The 16,871-nt window shown below is 53.1% G+C and carries 24 protein-coding genes and 1 rRNA gene; 16 read left to right on the top strand and 9 right to left on the bottom strand.

Features of this window, described 5'->3' with window-relative positions; all coding sequences use genetic code 11:
* Positions 1 to 12: 12 nt before the first annotated feature.
* Positions 13 to 615, bottom strand: coding sequence for a Holliday junction resolvase RecU (recU, locus tag JCR24_RS08355; RefSeq protein WP_011231652.1), 603 nt, complete (start codon positions 613 to 615; stop codon positions 13 to 15).
* 224 nt (positions 616 to 839) lie between these two features.
* Between recU and JCR24_RS08350 the strand changes: the two genes are divergently transcribed.
* Together JCR24_RS08350 and JCR24_RS08345 are read left to right on the top strand one after the other, a co-directional pair.
* Positions 840 to 1,082 (top strand): hypothetical protein, encoded by a 243-nt coding sequence (locus JCR24_RS08350; RefSeq protein ID WP_014196179.1) that lies wholly within the window; start codon positions 840 to 842, stop codon positions 1,080 to 1,082.
* A gap of 116 nt (positions 1,083 to 1,198) precedes the next feature.
* Complete coding sequence (locus JCR24_RS08345; RefSeq protein ID WP_069304378.1) at positions 1,199 to 1,582, top strand: YppE family protein; 384 nt, start codon at positions 1,199 to 1,201, stop codon at positions 1,580 to 1,582.
* 81 nt (positions 1,583 to 1,663) lie between these two features.
* On the opposite strand, the gene JCR24_RS08340 is transcribed toward JCR24_RS08345, so the two are convergent.
* Both JCR24_RS08340 and JCR24_RS08335 read right to left on the bottom strand, forming a co-directional pair.
* Complete coding sequence (locus tag JCR24_RS08340) at positions 1,664 to 1,834, bottom strand: hypothetical protein (protein ID WP_013144930.1); 171 nt, start codon at positions 1,832 to 1,834, stop codon at positions 1,664 to 1,666.
* 120 nt (positions 1,835 to 1,954) lie between these two features.
* Positions 1,955 to 2,155 (bottom strand): YppF family protein, encoded by a 201-nt coding sequence (locus JCR24_RS08335; RefSeq protein ID WP_011231648.1) that lies wholly within the window; start codon positions 2,153 to 2,155, stop codon positions 1,955 to 1,957.
* 192 nt (positions 2,156 to 2,347) lie between these two features.
* Here JCR24_RS08335 and JCR24_RS08330 point away from each other — a divergent pair, with 192 nt between their 5' ends.
* Complete coding sequence (locus JCR24_RS08330; RefSeq protein WP_013144931.1) at positions 2,348 to 2,692, top strand: YppG family protein; 345 nt, start codon at positions 2,348 to 2,350, stop codon at positions 2,690 to 2,692.
* An 83-nt stretch (positions 2,693 to 2,775) separates the two neighbouring features.
* Here JCR24_RS08330 and JCR24_RS08325 read toward each other — a convergent pair whose 3' ends face one another.
* Positions 2,776 to 3,030: a sigma-G-dependent sporulation-specific acid-soluble spore protein CsgA gene (locus JCR24_RS08325; RefSeq protein WP_011231646.1), complete on the bottom strand. Its 255-nt coding sequence runs from the start codon at positions 3,028 to 3,030 to the stop codon at positions 2,776 to 2,778.
* On the bottom strand, positions 3,030 to 3,215 hold the full coding sequence (locus JCR24_RS08320) for a hypothetical protein (protein WP_011231645.1): 186 nt from the start codon (positions 3,213 to 3,215) through the stop codon (positions 3,030 to 3,032). The genes JCR24_RS08325 and JCR24_RS08320 overlap by 1 nt, the downstream gene beginning before the upstream one ends.
* 110 nt (positions 3,216 to 3,325) lie before the next feature.
* On the opposite strand from JCR24_RS08320, the gene JCR24_RS08315 reads away from it, so the two are divergent.
* A complete protein-coding gene (locus tag JCR24_RS08315; protein WP_162471510.1) occupies positions 3,326 to 3,463 on the top strand; it encodes a hypothetical protein in 138 nt (45 codons plus the stop codon).
* Between the two features lie 115 nt (positions 3,464 to 3,578).
* Here the strand turns inward: JCR24_RS08315 and JCR24_RS08310 are convergent, their stop codons facing one another.
* Positions 3,579 to 4,043 carry an Hsp20/alpha crystallin family protein gene (locus JCR24_RS08310; protein ID WP_011231644.1) on the bottom strand — a complete coding sequence of 155 codons (465 nt, stop codon included), beginning with the start codon at positions 4,041 to 4,043 and terminating at the stop codon, positions 3,579 to 3,581.
* Positions 4,044 to 4,274: 231 nt separating this feature from the next.
* Between JCR24_RS08310 and JCR24_RS17470 the strand changes: the two genes are divergently transcribed.
* The 7 genes from JCR24_RS17470 to JCR24_RS08280 all read left to right on the top strand — a co-directional run bounded on the left by JCR24_RS17470 (position 4,275) and on the right by JCR24_RS08280 (position 9,552).
* Positions 4,275 to 4,397, top strand: coding sequence for a hypothetical protein (locus JCR24_RS17470; protein ID WP_255781669.1), 123 nt, complete (start codon positions 4,275 to 4,277; stop codon positions 4,395 to 4,397).
* A 167-nt stretch (positions 4,398 to 4,564) separates the two neighbouring features.
* Positions 4,565 to 5,239, top strand: coding sequence for a response regulator transcription factor (locus tag JCR24_RS08305; protein ID WP_033012343.1), 675 nt, complete (start codon positions 4,565 to 4,567; stop codon positions 5,237 to 5,239).
* Positions 5,236 to 6,633, top strand: a complete 1,398-nt coding sequence (locus tag JCR24_RS08300; protein WP_238980457.1) for a HAMP domain-containing sensor histidine kinase — start codon at positions 5,236 to 5,238, stop codon at positions 6,631 to 6,633. Before JCR24_RS08305 ends, JCR24_RS08300 begins: the two co-directional genes overlap by 4 nt.
* Positions 6,634 to 6,650: 17 nt before the next feature.
* On the top strand, positions 6,651 to 6,806 hold the full coding sequence (locus JCR24_RS08295; protein WP_011231640.1) for a hypothetical protein: 156 nt from the start codon (positions 6,651 to 6,653) through the stop codon (positions 6,804 to 6,806).
* Between the two features lie 15 nt (positions 6,807 to 6,821).
* Positions 6,822 to 7,376 carry a glycerol-3-phosphate responsive antiterminator gene (locus JCR24_RS08290; RefSeq protein WP_238980456.1) on the top strand — a complete coding sequence of 185 codons (555 nt, stop codon included), beginning with the start codon at positions 6,822 to 6,824 and terminating at the stop codon, positions 7,374 to 7,376.
* Positions 7,377 to 7,533: 157 nt separating this feature from the next.
* Complete coding sequence (locus JCR24_RS08285) at positions 7,534 to 9,192, top strand: glycerol-3-phosphate dehydrogenase/oxidase (RefSeq protein ID WP_238980455.1); 1,659 nt, start codon at positions 7,534 to 7,536, stop codon at positions 9,190 to 9,192.
* Between the two features lie 108 nt (positions 9,193 to 9,300).
* Positions 9,301 to 9,552 carry a glycoside hydrolase family 36 N-terminal domain-containing protein gene (locus tag JCR24_RS08280; protein WP_238980454.1) on the top strand — a complete coding sequence of 84 codons (252 nt, stop codon included), beginning with the start codon at positions 9,301 to 9,303 and terminating at the stop codon, positions 9,550 to 9,552.
* Between the two features lie 141 nt (positions 9,553 to 9,693).
* On the opposite strand, the gene JCR24_RS08275 is transcribed toward JCR24_RS08280, so the two are convergent.
* Positions 9,694 to 10,476 (bottom strand): EcsC family protein, encoded by a 783-nt coding sequence (locus JCR24_RS08275; RefSeq protein ID WP_238980453.1) that lies wholly within the window; start codon positions 10,474 to 10,476, stop codon positions 9,694 to 9,696.
* Between the two features lie 145 nt (positions 10,477 to 10,621).
* Between JCR24_RS08275 and JCR24_RS08270 the strand changes: the two genes are divergently transcribed.
* The 4 genes from JCR24_RS08270 to JCR24_RS08255 are packed head-to-tail and all read left to right on the top strand — an operon-like array spanning position 10,622 to position 15,397.
* Positions 10,622 to 11,806 (top strand): galactokinase, encoded by a 1,185-nt coding sequence (locus tag JCR24_RS08270; RefSeq protein ID WP_238980452.1) that lies wholly within the window; start codon positions 10,622 to 10,624, stop codon positions 11,804 to 11,806.
* Positions 11,803 to 12,789, top strand: coding sequence for a UDP-glucose 4-epimerase GalE (galE, locus tag JCR24_RS08265; RefSeq protein ID WP_238980451.1), 987 nt, complete (start codon positions 11,803 to 11,805; stop codon positions 12,787 to 12,789). Before JCR24_RS08270 ends, galE begins: the two co-directional genes overlap by 4 nt.
* 2 nt (positions 12,790 to 12,791) lie before the next feature.
* Entirely contained in the window at positions 12,792 to 14,318 is a 1,527-nt protein-coding gene (gene galT, locus JCR24_RS08260; RefSeq protein WP_238980450.1) for a UDP-glucose--hexose-1-phosphate uridylyltransferase, read from the top strand.
* A 56-nt stretch (positions 14,319 to 14,374) separates the two neighbouring features.
* Positions 14,375 to 15,397, top strand: a complete 1,023-nt coding sequence (locus JCR24_RS08255) for a LacI family DNA-binding transcriptional regulator (protein WP_238980449.1) — start codon at positions 14,375 to 14,377, stop codon at positions 15,395 to 15,397.
* 16 nt (positions 15,398 to 15,413) lie between these two features.
* Here the strand turns inward: JCR24_RS08255 and JCR24_RS08250 are convergent, their stop codons facing one another.
* On the bottom strand, positions 15,414 to 15,857 hold the full coding sequence (locus JCR24_RS08250; protein WP_011231631.1) for an Hsp20/alpha crystallin family protein: 444 nt from the start codon (positions 15,855 to 15,857) through the stop codon (positions 15,414 to 15,416).
* A 64-nt stretch (positions 15,858 to 15,921) separates the two neighbouring features.
* Complete coding sequence (locus JCR24_RS08245) at positions 15,922 to 16,212, bottom strand: hypothetical protein (RefSeq protein ID WP_238980448.1); 291 nt, start codon at positions 16,210 to 16,212, stop codon at positions 15,922 to 15,924.
* Positions 16,213 to 16,799: 587 nt separating this feature from the next.
* Here JCR24_RS08245 and JCR24_RS08240 point away from each other — a divergent pair.
* A 16S ribosomal RNA gene (locus JCR24_RS08240) occupies positions 16,800 to 16,871 on the top strand; the annotation flags it as partial.

Raw genomic sequence — 16,871 nt, 5'->3', positions numbered from 1 at the left:
CAAGTTTTCACTTCAACGGGTGAAGTACACGTTGTCTACTACACTAATATAATCAATTCTCGGCTGGTAGCCAAGCGGAATGGAATGTCCATGCCGTTCGATCTCTTGTTTCGGAATCGACTTTCGTCCGCCGGCTTCCTGTTTGTTCCACCAAGCGATCAAATGAGAGGCGTCAAGCAAATACGTTTCATTGAGCAAAGAAAAACGCAAAATCGCAAAACAAATGCCGCCGTGGGCGACGACTTGCTCCATATGGCGGATTTGATGAGCGTGGAAATTTTTCAGCGGAAACGCCGTTTTGTTTTTTGTCTCTTTCGCCTCAAAGTCAATGTACTTGCCGCGGTACACACCGTTGTAGTCGGTCGTCGACGCTTGCCGGAAGTAGGCTTCGGTAATGACGGCGGCGCTCCGTTTCGGATAGTCGACGCGCACGATTTGCACCGGGGTCGGCTTTTTATGGATGACCGCGATGCCGCGTTCCCGGTAATATTCATTCGTCGCGTTTAAGTCGTCTTCGAGCGTCATGCCGCGATTGGCATAATCGGCCGCCGGCCGGCGCGCGGCGTTCGGCTTGTTTCCGCGATACTCTTTTCCGCTCGGGTATTTGAGTGCCATCGCGTTCATCTCCTTTGAATGGTTTTTATTATACCATACGCTCCGGTCATATGCGCTCTTTTTCTTTTCCTCCTTTCGACTGAAGGCAAGCGAAGGAGGTCAATGTCGAATGGCGGCTGCTTGCCACTTTCTTTGCCGAATTCGTTCTACTTTTGTCGCCGCAGCAGGAGTCGTCCTTCCCGCCGCGAATGGAATATCATCATGCGAGAAATGGGGGAGAGGGAATGGAAAAACGGCTCGTGAAAAAAGAGGAGATCGAAAAGCAGCTGCAGGAAATTGTTGCACTCATCGAGCAGGTCGATGCGAAAATGGAAAAAGTGATCGCCGATGTCATCGAAGAGCGTTATACGCAAAATCAAGCACAGCTCGGGCGGCTTGAAGGGCAGATCGCCGGCGTGGAACAGCGGCTTGAGAAGGAGAAGCAGCGTGCTGCACTTCCGCTTTCGTCGAAACTGTATTTGGTGTGAGCCGGTCGGTATGGTATCATCAAACAGAAGCGCATCGCGGCAAAACGCATCCGTTCTCCGGGCCATAGGGCACATGGGCAAACCGGATTTGCCGGCATGGATAAGGAGGAGGCGCCATGGAAAAAGAGCTTAAGGCGTTGACGAAGCGGCTGCAACAATACAACGAACAGTTGCTTTTGATCGCCCGGCGCGCCCGCGAGCGGAACGAGGAGCCGGATTTTTTTGGCGACGTGAAACCGATGGCCGAAGAGGTGCAGGCCATTGCCGAACGGTGGAAGGACGCCGCTTCCCGCTGGGTCCGCCATGCGCGGCCGAAATATGTCCATGAGCGGCAAATTGAAGCCGCCGCCGACCATATGGCGAAGCTGTGCGTTGAGGCATTTTATCCATCCGTTCCTGAGCGCCGCATCAAGCAATACAGCCAGGCCGTCGCTTATACGCTGGCGCTTGTCAAGGAACGGCTTGACGACACGACCGAAGCAGGCAAGGAGAGGCTTTGACGGGGCAGGAGAAAGCGGCCGCACGGAAAAAGGGGCTGACCCAAAACGCGAGTGCGTTTTGGATCAGCCCCCTTTTTTGTTTTATGTGTCTTTGCCTGTTGTGATCGAGACAGGGCCGCCTTCTGCAGTAGCGACGGTGTTGATCTCGTATTCGACCCGCTCCGTATGCTTGGGCGGCGCTGGTTTTCCATGTTTCGGCTTTTCATGGTCATGGCCTTTCAATTTATGGTTAAAGTGGACGCCTCGACCCATCGCCAATCCCCCCTTGCACGACAATTCCTCTTGCCTCTTTAGGGTGGGAAGAAACATCGTTTTTTATGCGTCTTGAGGAACAGGGGCAAAAAAAAAGAAGGGAAAAGCTCCCTCATCGTCCTACAGCCCAGCGTATTCCCCTGCTTCATCCGGCTGAGAGGCGCCGGCTTTTTCGAGCTCACGCACGAGATCGCGGTACTCGGCGAGCGAAATTTCCCCGCGCAAATACAGACGGCGGGCAAAATCAAGCAGTTCGTTCGCCTCAGCCGGTTCGCAATGTTTGACCGCCATAAACTTATGCTTTAACTCCGTCACGTTCATTGATGCTTTTCCCCCTTCCCCTTTTTTACATCGTACCATGAAAATAGGGAGAAAGAATGATTTCGGAAAATTAAAACTTCCGACAAGAGGTGACATGTCCGCACACGTCGTCAGGCGTTTGCACATATACTAGTGGCAGCTCGCCTCCTTAGCCTAGGGGGAATCGATTATCAAACATGGGGGAGAGGAGACATGCACCGTTATCCGCGCCCAGTTTCGCCGCCGGTTTATGGACCATACGGCTCAGGCGGCCATTATAGTCCTTATTTTCACTATGGGGTTTCATCCTTCCCATCGGCGCCGGTTCACTGGCCTCATCTTCCGTCCGGCCATGCCGCGCCTCCCTCGTATCCGATGCCGTATCCAAAGCCAGGACCGCTTTTGCCGCCGCCGCGCCCGTCGTTTCTCGCCCAGTTTAAAAACAGCGACGGAACGTACGATATCAACAAAATGATGAGTACCGTGGGGCAAATGATCAATACGGTCAATCAAGTGAATGGCGTGTTGAAAGGATTGCTCGGTACGTTTAAAAAATGAAACCGCGTCATGGCGCGACGGTCGAGCGCGCTTGAAAAAGGGAAACCGCTCCGCCGTTTGCACGGGGAGCGGTTTTCACGTTGTCAAATGAGCAATTCATACACTTCATTGAGCTGATACACGCGCTCATAATCGCGCTCATCCATCGCATAGCGGATTTCATGGGGCAAAATGCGATCCAAAAAGGCGCTTTCTTCTTGCGTCAAGTCGCGGACAAATTCCCCTTCGCCTCGGTATGGTTTGCTGATCAGTTTTTTGTAAATGCGTTTTGGGGTGTCGCCGTGGTGATCCAAATAGTTGGACAGCACTTCGCGCAAGTAAGCGAGTGTTTGTTCCATCATCGTCCGCCCCCTTCGAAAAAAGAGACAAACTCTTTGCTTGTGTTTGTGCGGCCTTGGACGTACGGATTTTCTTCCGTCACGCGGTCCGGGTCGAGGTTTGTTTTGATGACAAGCATCGGCTCATCCGACGGCTCGTTGATCAGTCGGTCGTTCAATTGTTTGAAATCGGGCAGTTTCGCCATTCGTTTTGCACCTCCTATCAGTAGCGTAGCTTGTCAGCCGAGAAAGTATGTATGCATCGTGTTGGCCGCGGCAAGGCAAGCGAATGGCAAACAATAAGGGGGTGATGGCGGTGACAGACCGCAACGACAACTGGAAGCGGAAAAACAAATACACGAACCACCGCGAGGAAATCGCCAACGAATGGGTGATCAAAAAAGGAACGCCGGAAGAGGGCGAACGTTCCGGAAATTCACCCCATAAACAATAGAAGCTGGATAAGAAACAAGCCGCTCCCCATGAAGGGAACGGCTTGTTTCACGTCCAAGCGCGGCGCTGGCCGCTGCCAAAATGGTTTTTGAACGCACACACAGGCTGGATCGTCTTCAATCGATATCGATATATTTCCGTTTTTGCGGCAGCTGGATGGTGAGCGTCCCATTTTGAAACGAGGCTTTCACCTCATGCTCAGCGACCGGATACGGAAACGGAATCAGCCGCGCCACGCGCCGCCGTGCGTGGCGGCGTTCGTATACATGGCCGTGATGATCTGCCGATTCAATTGTTTCATTGTGATCGACGATCAGCTGCAGCCCATCTTCCTGCCATTGCAAGCTGATTTGTTCCCTTTTGATGTCAGGCAGCCGGACAATGATTTGGTAATCGTGCTTCGTCTCTTTCACCTCGATCGGAATGTACGCGGCAGCAAACGTTTGTGCGAAATAGTCATCGAGCGTTTCAAACAGTTTTTGCAGCGGCCGTTCATCAAACCATTGATTCATCATTTTCCGCAAATGATGGAACGGGTGATGGCCTCCCCCATTGGCTGGTGGTTGAAACGATTCATTCATTGCGCTTCCCTCCCTTTTTTCAAAACAGCGAAATGATTCTGTCAGGACGCTGCCGATTGGCAAGGCGATTCACTGTCAATGTATGTACGGAGCGAAAAAAAAGCTACTCCGTACTTTTTTAGGGAGTTTTCATCTTGTTTTAACCCAGATGGAATATAATGACACCACCATCCATGAGATGCACATCAATAACGCTGTCGGTTGCCCGGCGGCGGGAGGAGGGATGGCGCGATGCATTGGGTTCATTGGCTGGTGACATTGTTTTTTTCTGGAACAGCCGTGTCGCTTCTTTCTTATCAAGTGTTTGAAATCGTTCAAGCCGTTGTTGATTGGATCGTTGACCGCCACTCATAAACAGCTGCCTGCGCCGCTTTTTGCCGGTTCATTTTTGAGGGCGTCCCTAACAGGCGCCCCATTCCTTTTTTGACTTCTGGCTGCCTGTTGGCGGTGGACGATTTGTTGTGTATAGTGAAAGATGTATAAAGTGAAAGCAAACAGCCGCAATGGAGGAGGAGCAGCTGATGAACGGACGTATTTTATTGATTGAAGATGAAGCCGGGCTCGCCCGGTTTTTGGAGCTTGACTTAAAGCACGAAGGCTTTGACGTGCATGTATGCGCCGATGGACGCGAAGGGCTCGAGCTCGCTCTTTCGGAGCAGTGGGATCTCATTTTGCTTGATGTGATGCTGCCGCGTTTAAATGGCATGGAAGTATGCCGCCGCATCCGGGCGGCGAAATCGACGCCGATCATGATGATCACAGCGCGCGACAGCGTGTTTGACCGCGTCATGGGGCTCGATAACGGGGCCGATGACTACATCGTCAAACCGTTTGCCATTGAAGAGCTGCTCGCCCGCATCCGCGCCTTGTTCCGCCGCGTTCATCCGGAAGCGAACGCCCAAGTGTTGACGTTTAAAGATTTAGTCGTTGACGTGCAGGCGCGCACCGTGAAAAAAGGAGACGAATTTATTGAGCTGACGAAGCGGGAATACGACTTGCTCGTCGCCTTTATGCAAAACATCAATGTCGTCTTGACGCGTGATGCGCTCCTTGACAAAGTGTGGGGGTTCGACGCCGAGGTTGAGACGAACGTCGTTGACGTCTACGTTCGCTATTTGCGGCAAAAGCTTGACGAACACGATAAAGAGCGGTATATCCAAACGGTGCGCGGCACGGGATATGTGATGCGGCCATGAAGAGGGAGGCGATTCGCCGGCTTTCGCTGAAAGGGAAGCTGACCGTTTTGTCGGCCGGGGCGATTTTCATTACGTATTTTGTGTTTACGTTTTTGCAATATCATATGGTCAAACAATGGCTGCTGAAGGAAGAAGAAAAAACGATGGAACAAACGGTGGCGGAAATTGAAACCTATTACGCGGAAAAACGTAATCTATCATGGGAAGGGATTCGCCGCAGCCGCGCGTTTTTGGAAAAGCTGAATGAACGCTACCAGCTCATTCGCGTTACGGATGAGAAAGGAAACGTCATCGTCTCCGTTTCAAATGGGGCGGCGGTGTCGCTATCGCCAAGCGAGATGCCCGACAAGCGGAAGATGGATGAGCATTTCATCAACAATGAGCGATTTTTGCTGCTCCGTCAGCCGCTGCATATCGGCAACTTGCATGGAACGATCGAAATCGCCCGCCGGCTGGCGAGGTTTCAACAAGTGACCAACACGCTCTTTCTTATCATGACGGCGATCGGCTTTTTGGCCATGGCCGCAAGCGCTGTCGCCGGCCGGTTCGTGGCGCAAAGCTTCGTCCGGCCGTTGCAAACGCTGGCCAAAACGATGGCCGACATCAAAAACAACGGGCTGAAACGGCGCATTGATGTGCCTCCGGCGCGCGATGAAATTGCGGAACTGATGGTGATGTTCAACGGCATGATGGATGAAATTGAGCGGTCGTTCGCCATGCAGCGGCAATTTGTCGAGGATGCGTCCCATGAACTGCGCACGCCGCTTGCCATTTTGCAAGGCCATCTTTCGTTGCTGCAACGATGGGGAAAGCACAATCCAGAGATTTTAGAAGAATCGCTCGAGGCGGCGGTGAAAGAAGCGGAGCGGCTGAAGCGGCTCGTTCTCGAGCTTCTTGACTTGTCGCGCGCCGAGGCGATCACGGTGCCGGATGAGGTCGCGCCGATGGATGCCGCGGCGGCTGTCGGACAAGTCGTCAAAAATTTCCGCGTCTTGCACCCGGATTTCCAATTTCTGATTGACCAGCCGGATAAGCCGATTGCGCGCGCGGCGATGGCGAAACATCATTTTGAACAATTGCTGTTCATTTTGCTTGACAATGCGGTAAAATATTCTCAGCGAGTGAAACAAATCGCGATTTCCTTGCGCGAGGAAGGGCCGTTTGTCATCGTGTCCATCCGTGATTATGGCATCGGCATTCCGAAAGACGAGCTGAAAAACGTTTTTTTGCGCTTTTACCGCGTCGACAAGGCGCGCAGCCGCGAACAAGGCGGCGCCGGGCTCGGCCTTTCGATCGCCAAGGAGATCATCGATAAGTACGGCGGGCAAATTGCGTTGGAAAGCGAAGTTGGGAAAGGAACGACGGTGGAGCTCGCCATTCCGAAAGCGGAATAGGAGAGGAGCGTGAGGCAATGGGACATCCCCATGAGGAAGAGGCGGCAAGCAAAAAAGTGATTCATCACCTCGTTGAAAAATTCCGCAAGCGCGGGGTGAAAATCGCGACATGCAAACCGCGGACGATGATGTCACTGTCATGCTTAGATGAGATCGACAAAATGAGAGGATGAATCGAAGAAAAGAAAATGGAAGCGAAACAGCGCATCATTCCGGCCATTAAAACGATGAAGCAATTTGACGCCTTTTTGTCAAGCGGTTACACGGTCGGCGTGTTGCTTGAGGTGCATATTGCCCAGTTAAAAAGCATCTTTGCCTATGCGCGCCGGCATGGCAAGGAGTTGATCATTCACGTCGACTTGGTGCAAGGGCTGAGTCATGATGAACATGCGGCGGAATACCTTTGCCAAGAGTTCCGCCCTCATGGCCTCATTTCCACGAAAGCGGGCGTCATTATGAAGGCGCGCCAAAAGCGTGTCTTGGCCGTGCAACGCATCTTTTTGCTCGATTCCCACGCTTTAGAGAAAAGCTACCAGCTGATCGCCAAAACGAATCCGGATTGCATTGAAGTCATCCCGGGCGCCATGCCGCACATCATCCGCGAAGTGAAAGAACGGACCGGGAAGCCGATTTATGCCGGTGGACTTATCCGCACGGTCGACGATGTCGAGCAGGCGCTTGCAGCTGGGGCGGTGGCGGTGACCACGTCCAACGAAACATTATGGCGCCACTACAATGGATAATGCGTTGAGCTGGCCAAATCGGCCGCAGTCTGCTATAATAAAAGCAACAAGTTAATCATCAGTCAGGAGACAAGGAGAGACCATGCACACATGGTAGGCGAAGGCTTATCGTGTTTGCACTGGTCTCTTTTTGTCTTTTTTCAAGGAGGAGTCAAGCATGGCATTCTCAAGCAAACAGCGGAACAACGTTCTCGAAGCGATGAGCGAAAAGCCATACGATCTGTTGGTGATCGGCGGGGGAATCACCGGGTGCGGCATCGCCTTGGATGCCATCTCGCGCGGCATGACGGTCGCGCTTGTCGAGATGCAAGATTTCGCCGCCGGCACGTCGAGCCGCTCGACCAAACTCGTCCACGGCGGCCTGCGCTACTTGAAGCAGTTCGAGGTGAAGCTTGTCGCGGAAGTCGGGCGCGAACGGGCGATTGTGTATGAAAACGGCCCGCACGTCACCACACCGGAGTGGATGCTGCTGCCCATTTACCGCGGCGGGACGTTCGGAAAATGGAGCACGTCGGTCGGCCTTTGGCTGTATGACCGGCTGGCTGGCGTCAAGCCAAGCGAACGGCGCACGATGCTTGATGCCCGGCAGACGTTGGAAAAAGAGCCGCTCTTAAAGCGCGATGGCCTCCTTGGCGGCGGCTATTACGTCGAGTATCGGACCGACGATGCCCGCCTGACGATCGAAGTGATCAAAAAAGCGGTCGAGCTTGGCGCCGACGCCGTCAACTACGTCAAAGCCGAACAGTTTTTATACGACGAGCGCGGCCGCGCGATCGGCGCCCGCTGCCGCGACCTGATCGGCGGACGAGTGTATGACATCCGCGCCAAAAAAGTCGTCAATGCCGCCGGACCGTGGGTTGATGCGCTGCGCGACAAAGACGGATCGAAAACCGGCAAGCGGCTTCGGCTGACAAAAGGCGTCCATATCGTCATCGATCAAAAGCGTTTTCCGCTCAAGCAGGCAGTCTATTTTGACACCCCGGACGGCCGGATGGTGTTTGCCATTCCGCGGGATGGGAAAACGTATGTCGGCACGACCGATACATTTTATGACGATGATCCCGCTCATCCGGCCATGACTGAAGAAGACCGTGATTACTTATTGCAGGCGATTCACTACATGTTCCCGTCCGTCGGCATCACCGCTGATGATGTCGAGTCGAGCTGGGCTGGCGTCCGTCCGCTCATTTATGAAGAAGGGAAAAACCCGTCGGAAATTTCCCGCAAAGACGAGATTTGGACATCGCCATCCGGCCTCATTACGATCGCCGGCGGCAAACTGACCGGCTACCGGAAAATGGCGGAAACCGTCGTCGATCTTGTCGCCAAGCAGCTCGAAAAAGAAGAGCGGAAAACGTTCCGTCCATGCCAGACGAAACAATTGCCGATCTCCGGCGGCGATGTCGGCGGCTCGCACCGGCTGCCGGTCTTCATCGCCGAAAAGGCGAAGGAAGCGGCGCGCTATGGGCTGACAGAAGAACAAGGGGCGCGGCTGGCAAAACAGTACGGCACAAATGTCGACCGCCTCTTTGCCTTAAGCAACGAGTACGACCGCTCGTCCGGCTTAACGCGCGAAACGTTCGTCCGCCTCGTCTACGCCATCGAGGAAGAAATGGCGGTCAAACCAGTCGACTACTTCATCCGCCGCACCGGAGCGCTGTTGTTTGATATTGATTCGGTCCGGCGTGAGAAAGAGGCGGTTGTTGCGTTTATGGCGCGGTATTTTGGGTGGACCGAGGAAGAGCGGGACATGTATGGGAAGGAACTCGATCAGGAACTGCGGCGTGCCGTGTTGGCGGAGGAAGGAGAGGAGTGAATGATCCTTTGAAGGAAATGATGAGCGCCTGAATCCAGGGCGCTTTTTTGATGGATTTTTTCGTAAAAATTAAGTAAAATTTAAACAAAAACAAAGCGGGGGAAGAGAATGTCAGTTGCATACAATCCGCAAACGAAGCAGTTTCATTTGCGGGCGGGAAAGGCGAGCTACGTGATGCAGCTTTTCCGCTCCGGCTATTTGGCGCATGTCTATTGGGGAAAAGCGGTGCGCGATGTTCGAGGCGCGCGGGCATTTCCGCGGCTGGATCGCGCGTTTTCCCCCAATCCCGCCCCATCCGACCGCACGTTTTCGCTCGATACGCTGCCGCAAGAATATCCAGCTACGGCGGCGACGAGCTGATGTATGCCGGAGTGGCGGTGCCGCACCGCTTGGGCGATTTTATCAGCATGATGTGGCGATTGAAAGCTGTTCGATGATAGGGGGAATGATGCGGTCTGAGCGGATGCATCAGGGCGAAACAAACGAATCGAACCCGGCATGTTAGATGCCGGGTTCAAACTGTTTGAGCTTCTCGATAATGCGCCGCTTCCGATAAAGCATCTTCCCGGTTTCGGCGATGTCTTCCATAAACGATTTGTTAAACAGCGAACCGAAAATGACGCCGATGATCGGAACGACTTGAAACAGCTTTTTCCATCCGTATTGGTCGCGGAACGTCATCATCACTTCCCGCCAGCCTTGCAGTTCGGAAAAGACGCGCCCGCGTTCATGGGAGAACGACGAAAGTTCGTCCAAAATCGCTTTTTTCCCGACAATGTCCGCCGCGGCAAACTGAAGGCATTTGACGACAAACACGCGCTCCTCTTTGTCCTTCGGATCGTATCCATACACGATGGCGATCTCTTGCAGCGTTTTCAGCGCTAAGCCGAGAAGTGCCGGAATGTCCACCGCCAACGTCAACGCCCCGCCGACCCCGGTCGCCGCTCCTTGCAGCTGGGCGAACGTGACGCGCGCATCGATCAACTCGTCGCAAACGCGATCCATAGTCGCAAGCGGCAAGTGCGGCACCTCGGCCAACGACGATACGCCAAGCTTGTCCAATACCTTTCCTTCATTCACTAAGTATTGCCCGCCGCTTTGAATATAGCTGCCCAGCTCATCAAGCAGCTGTCCGAGTTTTCGATGGACGGCTTTTGGCGTCAGCTTATCGAGCACTTGAAACGGCAAGCGGCCGAGCTTTTCCCAAAACCATAGATCTTTTTGGGAGTGTTCCCAGTGGGTGATGGTTTGGAGTTCTTGTTTCAACATCTGTCGCGTTTCCATCTCCGCTCCGCCTCCTTCCTATATTTATTAAGGTGAATAAATGCTCAAACGATTATACGTATTAAAAAAGATTTTGTTTCGCTGTTGATTTTTAGTAAATTATTAACTAGAATATTTACTATAAAGACTTGAAGGAGGCCCTCTCATGATCCCCATCTTAAAACAGCAATTTATCGAACTTTTCGGCGGCTTGGGCGAAGGCATCCGCGCTTTCTTCGCCCCCGGCCGCGTCAATTTGATCGGTGAGCATACGGATTACAACGGCGGGCATGTGCTGCCGTGCGCGCTTGCGATCGGCACGTATGCGCTTGTTCGGCAGACGAAAGAGCCATTTGTCCGCCTTTACTCCCAAAACTTCCCGGAAACGGGAGTGATCACTGTCTCTTACGATGACTTGTCATACCGGAGCGAGCACGGCTGGGCGAACTACCCGAAAGGGATCTTGGCTGCGTTTCAAGCGCTCAGCCCGCTGGAGACCGGATTGGACATTTTGTATTATGGAACGATCCCGAACGGCGCCGGGCTGTCGTCATCGGCGTCGATTGAGCTTGTGACCGCGGTGATGCTCAACGAACTGTTCAGGCGCGGGCTTGACCAACTAGAACTTGTGAAAATGAGCCAAAACGTAGAAAATAAATACGTTGGGGTCAATTGCGGCATTATGGATCAGTTTGCCGTCGGCATGGGGAAACAAGATTGCGCCATTCTATTAAACTGCCAGACGCTCGAGTACCGCTATTTGCCGCTCGTGCTCAACGATTGTTCGATTGTCATCGCGAACACAAACAAAAAGCGCGGCCTGGCGGACTCGGCGTACAACGAGCGGCGGGCGACGTGCGAGGCGGCTCTTGCGAAGCTGCAAAGCGTGCGGAACATCGCCTCGCTCGGCGAGCTGACAAGCGCGGAACTGGCCCGTTATGCACATCTTCTTTCCCCGCTTGAACAAAAACGGGCCCGCCATGCGGTGACGGAAAACGAGCGGACGCTTGAAGCCGCCCGGGCGCTTGAGCGGGGAGACCTGATCCGCTTTGGCGAGTTGATGAAACAGTCGCATTTGTCGCTGCGCAATGATTACGAAGTGACAGGCGTTGAACTCGACACGCTCGTTGAAGCGGCATGGTCGCACGAAGGAACGGTCGGGGCGCGCATGACTGGAGCAGGATTCGGCGGCTGCACGGTGAACATTGTGAAAAAGGCATGCGTTCAAGATTTCATTGAACGGGTCGGAAACGCGTATGCCGAAAAAATCGGTTATGAAGCAAGCTTTTATGTCGTTGAAGTTGGTGACGGGGCGAGAGAACTCACGGAACTGGAGGAGATGAGCCGATGATTTTGGTTTGCGGAGGGGCAGGGTATATCGGCAGCCATGCGGTGTACCGTCTGCTTGAAAAAGGGGAGCGCGTGGTCGTGGTGGATAACTTGCAGACGGGGCACAAAGAAGCGGTTCACCGTGATGCGGTGTTTTGCCAAGGCGATATTCGCGACCGCGAGTTTTTGCGCACGGTGTTTCGCCGGCACGACATTGAGGCGGTCATTCATTTTGCGGCGAACTCATTGGTCGGCGAAAGCATGGAAGAGCCGCTGAAGTATTACGACAACAACGTGTACGGGACACAAGTGCTGCTTGAAGTGATGAAGGAATTTGGCGTCAAGCAAATCGTCTTTTCTTCAACCGCTGCGGTGTACGGGGAGCCGAAACAAATCCCGATCATCGAAACCGATCCGACCGAACCGACGAACGCGTACGGAGAAACAAAGCTGGCGATGGAAAAAATGATGAAATGGGCGGATCGCGCCTACGGCATCCGCTCGATTTCGCTCCGCTACTTTAATGTCGCCGGGGCGTACGGCACGACAATCGGTGAGGACCACAACCCGGAGACGCATCTTATTCCATTGATTTTAAAAGTGCCGCTTGGCCAGCGCGAGGAAATTTCCGTTTTCGGCGATGACTACGACACGCCCGACGGCACGTGCATCCGCGACTACATCCATGTGCTTGATCTCGTCGATGCCCACGTGTTGGCGCTTGAAAAACTGCGGAATGGAGCGTCCAGTGACGTGTACAATCTCGGCAACGGCAACGGCTTCAGCGTCAAAGAAGTGATCGAAGCGGCTCGGCAAGTGACCGGACACCCGATCCCCGCCCGCGTCGTGGCGCGGCGCCCGGGCGATCCGGCGAGACTTGTCGCTTCATCGGAAAAAGCAAAGCGCGAGCTCGGCTGGGAGCCGAAATACCCGTCCATTACGGATATCGTCGCGTCGGCATGGGAATGGCATCAAGCGCGGCCAAACGGCTATCGGGGTGTGTAAACATGGAAACGATTTTTGCGGCGATTGAACAACTGATCCGTTATGCCGAGCAACGCGGCCTTTTAGCGCCGGAAGATGTTGTGTACGCGCGCAACCGCCTGCTGGCAACGCTCCGACTCACGGAATGGCAGCCGGCCGAGGTCAAGGACGTTCCCTTGGCTTCGCCGGCCCCGGTATTGGACGCTATGATTGATTGGGCGTATGAACAAGGATTGTTGGAAACGAATACAACGACCGAGCGCGATATATGGGATGCGAGACTGATGGACTGCGTCATGCCGCGGCCGTCGGAAGTGATCCGCGCCTTTTACGAGCGATACCGCCGCGACCCGCAGGAGGCGACGGACTGGTTTTATTCGTTGAGCCAAGCGTCCAATTACATTCAAACGGCGCGCATCGCCAACAATCAGCACTGGAAAGTGTCAACCATCTATGGAGAATTGGATATCACCATTAACTTGGCGAAGCCGGAAAAAGACCCGAAGGAAATCGCCAAATTAAAAGAGATGCCGTCATCCTCGTATCCAAAATGTGTATTATGCAAAGAAAACGAAGGGTATGAAGGAACGTGGCGTCATCCAGCCCGTTCCAATCACCGTGTCATCCCGATCACGTTATTGGATGAACAGTGGTATTTCCAATATTCTCCCTACGTGTACTATAATGAACATTGCATCGTCTTCCACGCCGAACATGTACCGATGAAAATGGAGCGGAAGACGCTTGAGCGTTTGCTCGATTTCGTCGAAAAGTTCCCGCACTATTTCATTGGCTCGAACGCCGATTTGCCGATTGTCGGCGGCTCGATTTTAGTGCATGACCATTTCCAAGGCGGGTGCTATACGTTTGCGATGGAAAAGGCGGAGATCGAAGAGTGTATCCCGCTTCCATCGTTTCCGTCGGTCACAGCCGGCATAGTGCGCTGGCCGATGTCCGTCATCCGTTTGATTGGACCAAAAGAGGACGTGTTGGATGCGGCTGCCTTTTTGTATGAAACATGGCGGACGTACAGCGACCCAAGTGTCGAGATTATGGCCTACAGCGGCGATGTTCCGCATAACACGATCACCCCGATCGCCCGGCGGCGCGGCGATTTGTTTGAGTTGGACATCGTGTTGCGCAACAACCGGACGTCAGCGGAACATCCGTACGGCATTTTCCATCCGCATGAAGAATTGCATCATATTAAAAAAGAAAATATCGGCTTGATCGAAGTGATGGGGCTGGCGGTGCTGCCGGCACGGCTTGCCGTGGAACTGGAGACGCTGGCCGATTATCTCGTGCATCGGACAAAAAAAGAAGACTGGGACGAGTCGATGCATAAACATTGGGATTGGTGCGAAGCCATTCACTCGGCCTATCCGGACATCACGAAGGACAACGTCCATGACATTTTGCGGCACGAAGTCGGGCAACGGTTTGTGACCGTGTTGGAACATGCCGGGGTGTTTAAGCGGGACAAGCGAGGGAAGGACGCGTTTCGCCGCTTTATGCAGCACGCTGTGGAGCGCATGTCGTCTCTTGTTTAAATGCGGCGAAAAAACGCGTTTCATATGAAACATAAGGAAGGGATCGCAAACAGACTATGGCTACGTTAAAAGAAATCGCGGAAAAAGTCGGCGTTTCGGTGGCGACCGTGTCGCGCGTGCTCAACTATGACACGACGCTGTCCGTCTCTGATGAAACGAGAAAACGCATTTTTGAAGTCGCCCAAGAGCTGAACTACAAAACATTGCGGGAGCGAAGCCAGCAAGCGCGCGAATCGTTTCGCTTCGGGCTCATTCACTGGTATTCGGAACGCCAGGAAATCGATGACCCGTATTATATGGCGATTCGCCTCGGGGTGGAAAAAGAATGTTTTGACCGCGGCATAGAACTCGTCAAATTGTTTAAACAGCACGGCGCCTATCCGATCGAACGGATGGAGACGCTCGATGGCATCATCGCCGTCGGAAAATTTGGGCCGAAGGAAGTCGAGGTTTTTGCCGCCGGGGCCAAACAAATTGTGTTTGTCGACTGTTCGCCTGATGAGCATCGGTTTGATTCAGTCGTCATCGACTTGCGTCAAGCGACGGTGACAGTGCTTGATTATTTGCTTCGGTTGGGGCATACGAAAATTGGCTATATCGGCGGCCGTGAATATGTCGACGGGGAAACGCCGATCCGCGATGAGCGCGAAGCGGCGTTTTACGAATATTTGTATGTCAAAGGGCTGTATGATTCCCGCTATGTATGGATCGGTGCCTTCACTGCTGAAGATGGCTATCGGCTGATGAAAGAGGCTGTTTCAGGCGGCGACTTGCCGACGGCGTTTTTCATTGCCAGTGATTCGATGGCGATTGGCGCCCTGCGTGCGCTGCATGAAGCCGGGATCGCTGTTCCGGAAGAGGCGGCGATTGTCGGATTCAATGATATTCCGACGGCAGCATTTCTTCACCCGCCGCTTTCGACGGTGAAAGTATACACAGAATTTATGGGTGAAACAGCGGTTGAGCTGCTCATCGAACGGTTGACGACGAAACGAGCGATTTGCAAAAAGGTCGTCGTGCCGACAGAGCTCGTCATCCGCTCAAGCAGCGAGGGCAACGAAAAGGGGAGCGGTCGATAAGCCGCTCCCTTCTGCATTAATGGAACTCGATATCAACGCGTTTTTTCGTTCCTGTCGTTGTTTTCGGGATATGAATGTCAAGCACGCCGTTTTTGTACGTCGCGCGAATGTTTTCCGTCGCCGCATCCGCCGGCAGGGTGATCGAACGCTGGAAGCGACCAAAGAAGCGTTCGCGCCGGTGCATTTGTTCTTCTCTTACATCGTGGTGGCGTTGAATCGTGCCGCTGATGGTCAACATGTTGTTCTGCACGTCAATGTGCACATCCTCTTTCCGCTCCAGCCCCGGTAAATCGCACGAAACGACGTATTCGTTGGCCGTTTCATGCATGTCGATGCGCGGCATCCAGTGCTGCTCATCCATATGAGTGAACAGCGATGGAAAATCACTAGCAAAAAAGCGGTTCATATCCCGGCGAATCGATTCCAAGTGCCGGAACGGGTCATACGGAATTAACGCCATAACTGCCATCCTCCTTAACAAGAAATGTTTTTTCGCTCAGTAGTGTGAACCGGATTCGTCTGTTTTATGCATGATTGGCTTGCAATTGTTCCATCACCGTCAAATACGCTTGAATGAGTGCTACTTTCATGCCATCCGGCAAGTCAGAAGCGGCCACCCGCTTAACGGCGTAATAAAACTTCACTTCGGACGATTGCCGCACGCGCGGATGCGTCCATTCATCGCGCAGCTCTTTCCTTATCGTTTCATACAAAAGAGTTTGGCTTTCTTGTTCATCAAGCGGTCCGGCCGCCAGCGATCGGTTCGGCCAAAGGCGGCGGTAGCCGTCAAGCAATGCAGAAAATGGATAGGTCACGGCTGTTTCCCTCCTTAAAAAATATACATAGCGATCCTCGAGGTCTGCTCCTTGCAACATATTCTTTTTAAGAAATTATATCATACAGCAGTCGAAGCGATTCGGGAGGCCAAGTCGAATGTAGATAGTGGGGGCTGGTTTCGTTTGCTGTCGTTGTAAGGCAGTCGAACCGTGGGACGCACGAGGATGGCTTGGTTGACAGCCTGCCGTGGGGCGGGTGTTCCCAAAAATCTCCCACCTCTAAGCGTTAGCGTAGGTGGGAGAGCGTTCAACCTAAAAAAGTAGTTGACATAAGGTGAGATAGTGTATAAAATAAAAATCGCGCTTCGACGGAATGTCGGAGTGCAACGATCGAACAATCATGAAATAAAAAAACTATTGACAAATAGTTAACACTGCGTATAATGAATAATTGCCGCGACGAAATGAACGCGGTAATAATTAGAAGAGAATCAGTAGTTGACATTTTTGAAAGATTGTTTATAATAGTAACTGTCGTTCCTTGAAAACTGAACGAAACGAAGCGCGAAAGAAAAGCGGAGGCCGCTTTGGCCGAAGCTGGACAATGCGAAAAGCCAATCAACTTTCTTTTGGAGAGTTTGATCCTGGCTCAGGACGAACGCTGGCGGCGTGCCTAATACATGCAAGTCGAGCGGACC

The organism is Geobacillus sp. YHL (assembly GCF_022341265.1).
Taxonomy (GTDB): Bacteria; Bacillota; Bacilli; order Bacillales; family Anoxybacillaceae; genus Geobacillus; species Geobacillus thermoleovorans.
This window is presented reverse-complemented; position numbering and strand designations above follow the sequence as displayed.